We start from the raw sequence: 270 nt of genomic DNA, 5'->3' as shown, positions 1-270 counted from the left end.
GAGCCTGCCGGAGACAGGCGGATTGCCAGTCACGCAGCGGGGGCGTGGCACCGGTAACGGTTGCCTGACAGAAAGGCGAACTCATGCGCGATCCTCCCCATTGGCCAGTCGGCTGCGCAGCTTGATGTTGGCATCAAGGCGTCCCTTGAGCTGACCGCCACGCTCGATGGCGGTGTCCAGCAGGGGCAAGATGCAAGCCTGCTGATCGGGGAAGCGGTCGATCAGGTATCGGTAGTGCTCACTTTCGCCGAGTGCGGCCTGCATCTCGGC

1 protein-coding gene is annotated in these 270 nt (G+C 64.1%); it reads right to left on the bottom strand.

Going from position 1 to position 270, the window contains the following annotated elements:
• Positions 1 to 81: 81 nt before the first annotated feature.
• Positions 82 to 270, bottom strand: a 189-nt coding sequence (locus FEF15_RS19310; protein ID WP_205598585.1) for a hypothetical protein, incomplete at its 5' end; no start/stop codon positions are given.

Origin of the sequence: Halomonas sp. NO4 (assembly GCF_010994375.1) — a bacterium.
In the GTDB taxonomy this organism is placed as follows: domain Bacteria; phylum Pseudomonadota; class Gammaproteobacteria; order Pseudomonadales; family Halomonadaceae; genus Halomonas.
Note: the sequence above shows the minus strand (reverse complement) of the source record. Positions and strands in the feature narration are given on the sequence as shown.